At 66.7% G+C, this 4,030-nt stretch carries 3 protein-coding genes; 1 reads left to right on the top strand and 2 read right to left on the bottom strand.

Translation table 11 applies throughout. The features are described 5' to 3' along the window. The first annotated feature begins 272 nt into the window (after positions 1-272). Positions 273-464, top strand: a complete 192-nt coding sequence (locus U9983_RS26935; protein WP_322756702.1) for a hypothetical protein — start codon at positions 273-275, stop codon at positions 462-464. A 155-nt stretch (positions 465-619) separates the two neighbouring features. Here U9983_RS26935 and U9983_RS26940 read toward each other — a convergent pair whose 3' ends face one another. Continuing rightward, positions 620-3,169 carry an ABC transporter substrate-binding protein gene (locus U9983_RS26940; RefSeq protein WP_322756703.1) on the bottom strand — a complete coding sequence of 850 codons (2,550 nt, stop codon included), beginning with the start codon at positions 3,167-3,169 and terminating at the stop codon, positions 620-622. A 4-nt stretch (positions 3,170-3,173) separates the two neighbouring features. Beyond that, complete coding sequence (locus tag U9983_RS26945; protein ID WP_322756704.1) at positions 3,174-3,620, bottom strand: hypothetical protein; 447 nt, start codon at positions 3,618-3,620, stop codon at positions 3,174-3,176. Between the last annotated feature and the right edge of the window lie 410 nt (positions 3,621-4,030).

Consider the following 4,030-nt stretch of genomic DNA (forward strand, 5'->3'; position numbering starts at 1 on the left):
CTAGCAGTCGGCACCGGCACTGCCCGCGGCCTGGTCACGCAGCTACGCACCGACACCCACACCGCACTCGACGGACAGCCCGACCCAGCCGCGCCATAGGGCGTCGAGCTGGCCAAGCCCAGGGCTTGAACATGCGAAGCCTGCCGCCGTGGGGTGGGGCCCGGCGGTCCGACAGATCACGCGGTGGTCGGCCGCCGGGCAGCCGGTGGACCGTCATCCTGACCAGAAACGACTGCGACGGTCGTCATCTGGGTGTGCGCGGAGGATGTCGAGTGACGGAAGGGCTTGAAGGCGCCGAGCCAAGGGACGCGGCGGGTCAGGCGGGCTGCGGCGGCGCGGTCGGTGGGCGGGCCGCGAAGATTCGACGGCATCCCGCTGACCGACCGGTGGTCACCGAGATCGAGACCCGTGCCGATGACCGAGTGGACTGTGCCGTGAACATGCAACAGTCCCCAACCCAGTGATCGCCGAGCCTGTGTGACCACCAACTGCGGAACTCGGGTAGTGTCCGGCGGAGTGGCAGCCCTTGAGGTCGGACTGCCACTCCGTCGGGCTCCAGTGAGATTGCCGCCCGCGGCGACGAAGTCGGCCAGGGTGCGCCGAACAGCTCATTGATGACTTAACGGACGCCAAGTGCGGCCAGGTCATATTGACCAACCGATTTAAGTGTATACACATTCGTGGTTCGCGCGCTGGTCATTCGGAAGTCGAGGCTGTGTGCGACCGGCATGACCACGGCGAAATCCGGGATCTTGTTGTTCACCGCCGACCAGGCTGTCGCCGCATCGGTGGGAATGGTCTGTGTGCTAGCAAAGTCGATGAGCTTGTCGAGATCGGGGTCGGAGAATCGAGTCGGGTTCGACCCGGCCCCCGCGGGCCGATTCGAGTGGAAGGCCCAGAAGTATCCGTACGGGCTGACGACGAGAGGTTCTATACCCGACCACACCAGCCCCCAGCCTTTCTTCTGGATGACGTTCGGGTCCTGGATCTCGGCGTCGTAGTCTGTCCACAACACCTTCTCGGTCCGAACCATGATTCCAAGGGGCTCAAGGGATTTCTGTAGGGCGGTCGCGACCAGCTGGGCGGTGGAGTTGCCGCGTGCCGGAGCGTCGCGGACCGGGATGGTGACCGAGAATCCCTGGGGGTGCCCGCAAAGCTGCAGTTCCTGTTCCACCCGCCCACCTCCATGCGGGTAGCGACCCGCAAGGGAGTCGCTCGTCGACTCGGTGATGACATCGGGAATCGCAACGGAGCCGATGGGGAGGACCTGGCTCTTACCACCCAACGCTGTGAGAAGCGCGTTCGGATCCGCGGCGTAGAAGATTGCTCGGCGGCAGTGGATGTTGTCCAGCGGTGCCACTGTGGTGGCAAGGGCGAGGAAGTAGCTCAGCGAGTCCGGCACGAGAGTGGACCGAGCTTCCAGGGGGGCGGTCGTGGCGATTGACTGAATATGGTCCAGAGCACCCGAATGCCCGAGATCCACATCGGCGACATCGTCGAGGATTTCGCGGTCGACCTCATCCTGCGATGGAAGAACTTCGATGATGATCCGGTCGGGGAGCGCCCGTCGCTCCGGATCGGTTCGCGAACGCCAGGTCGGATTGCGCACCAGGATGGCCTCGTGCCACGGCTTCAGTGTCTGCACCTCATATGGGCCGGTGGAGGCGGGGCTCAGGCCGTAGTCAGCACCGGTGTCGCGTGCCCGTGGCACGGGTGCGCTCATAGGCAGCGTCATGTAGCGGTCCCAGTCGGCGCAGGGACGGGTCAGGTGGAAGACGATAGTTCGATCGTCAGGCGTGCTGATGGAACTCAGTCCGGGATGCCCGGGCAAGGGCCCGGCGTAGCGCCCGTTAGGGTCAAGCAGGCTGCGGAGGTCGAGGACGTCCGCCCCTGGCCGCGGACGCCCACCGAGCGTCCCGGACGCGAAGCTGCGTTCCAACGCGTACCGCACGTCGGCGGCGCGCACCGGGGCGCCGTCGTCAAAAGTCATCCCTCGGCGCAGGTGGTAGGTCCAGGTCTGGGCGTTGTCGGTGGGAACACCTAGACCTTCAGCCAGATCGCCGACCAGGCCGAGTCCTCTGTCATCTGGGCTCGACCGAAAGGTGACCAAGGTCCGGTTGAGCAGGCGCATCAGGTTGATGCCGGATGGTGAGTCGTCGATGGCCGGGTCGAGCGAGTTCAGATGCAGCCGGTCCTCCTGACTCGACACGACCAGACGCAGGTCGCCGCCGCGTCGGTTCGACGGATTGCCGATCAGCGACGGGGATCTCGGTAGGAACGAGACCACGAGGATTGCCAGACAGATTGTGAGGAGGGCAGCGACGGCGGCGACCGGCGAGCGCCGGCGCAACGTGGCACGCCGGGTTAGAGTCCGAACCCGGTTCGAGCGTGCCGCGACGTCACGTAGCGGGGTGGCGTAGACATCACCGCCGATAGCGGCCCCCTTCGAGGTGTTCAGGGACTCCCGGACGATGGCTATGGCCTGCCCTCGCCGACGCCCGCGGTCTAGAACGACCGGTCCGCCTGAAAATCCCCGGACCGCTGCCGGGGCGCCGGCAGCCGGCTCGTCGGCATGCACGGTGATGGCCGGTGCGCCGTTGGACGCCCGCCGCTCGAGATCGACTATCTCACCCGACCAGCGGTCGGGGCTCCTCCCTCGGCTGCTGCTGGAGAACCCACTCAGCGTTACCCGCATCAGCCCGGGAATCGACCGGCGCGGACGAAGGGCCTGCCGCCCGAACAGCGCACGGCGAGCGCGTAGCTCGCCTGGTTGTAGCGCTGCAGCGTCCATACGGAGCAACGCGACGTCCAATTGCTCGTCGATCCAGGAGACCACCATGGGGACATCGAGGTCCGCTTCGTCTGCCGCTGCCCAGGGGAGGCGGAACCAGATCCCATACTCCAGCCAGGGCTGACTAAGCGTGTCGGCGGTCGTCACACCCCCGGGCGACTCCCCTGACGGCAGGCCCGGGCGACGCGCAGGCCGAGCGGACTTGTCGACAGCACGCCAGGCCGGAGCGGCCGGTGCCGCTCGATCATCCTGGAACAGGCAGTGGTAGTCAGTCAGCACCTCGTCGCGGGAGACGATGAATCCGGACCGACGCGGCGGGTCGTCCGTGGATGTCAGCTCTTCGAGGCCGAGCAGAATACGGCCCACTCCACCGGGCACGCGGCTACACCGGCCGACGCGTAAGCACGACGGAGATCCGTGCTGTCGCCTCGCCACCTGCCGTCAGTAGAACCTCGATCGCCTTGCCCGTGCCGGCCGCGAACGTAAGCCCGAGGCTGACCTCGACACTTTCGACCCCTAGATGACCTGGCTGCGCGGAGCCGACCGGGCTGGTGTCAAGGGCCGACGCGACCCTGTCGGCAATCACGCCGATCTGATTGGCTATCGCGTCGCCGACGGCTGCCAGCGCGGCCTCGCCTGAGGCGACGACCCAGTCCCGCGGCCGCGACCGCCGCCCGGATGCTGGCTGGATCTCGCCGATCTCCGTCTGCTCGTCATCAAGGACTGCCGTCCCGATCGGCTGCAGGAGAACGCCCATCCGGAACGGCGCTGGTGGCTCTCCGTCCGGCTCGGTGCTGGCGTACGCGCGATGCGCAGGCGTATCACTCACGACTATCCCCCCGTGGCTGTCGTTGGCGTCAGCGAGATTAGCACCGATCTGGACAGCGCCTTCGCTGCTTCTCCCGCGGCCTGCCCGCGCCTCACGTCGTCATGGCGACACAGCTGTCGACCTTTGCGTGGATGCGGAAGATGCGGACCTTTGACCTGGCCCTCTAACTGGGCGAACAGGACCGGGACGCCTGCACCCGGTGCGCTGGACCGCCGAAGGCTGGGCGGCCAGGTTCCGCCACCGAGGGCGCATTGACGGAGCATGTTTGAGTGGCCCGAAAGTGGGCCCCGGCCGAATTTGGCGAAGGACCAACTGCTGCAGGCAGCCGCCCTGTACTTTTGGGCGGCACCGGCGCCATGCAACCTGCGCCTACCACCAGGGCTCCGGCAAGGTAGCGCAGCGCAATGATC

This window comes from Protofrankia sp. Cas3, from assembly GCF_963555955.1.
Classification (GTDB): Bacteria; Actinomycetota; Actinomycetes; order Frankiales; family Frankiaceae; genus Protofrankia.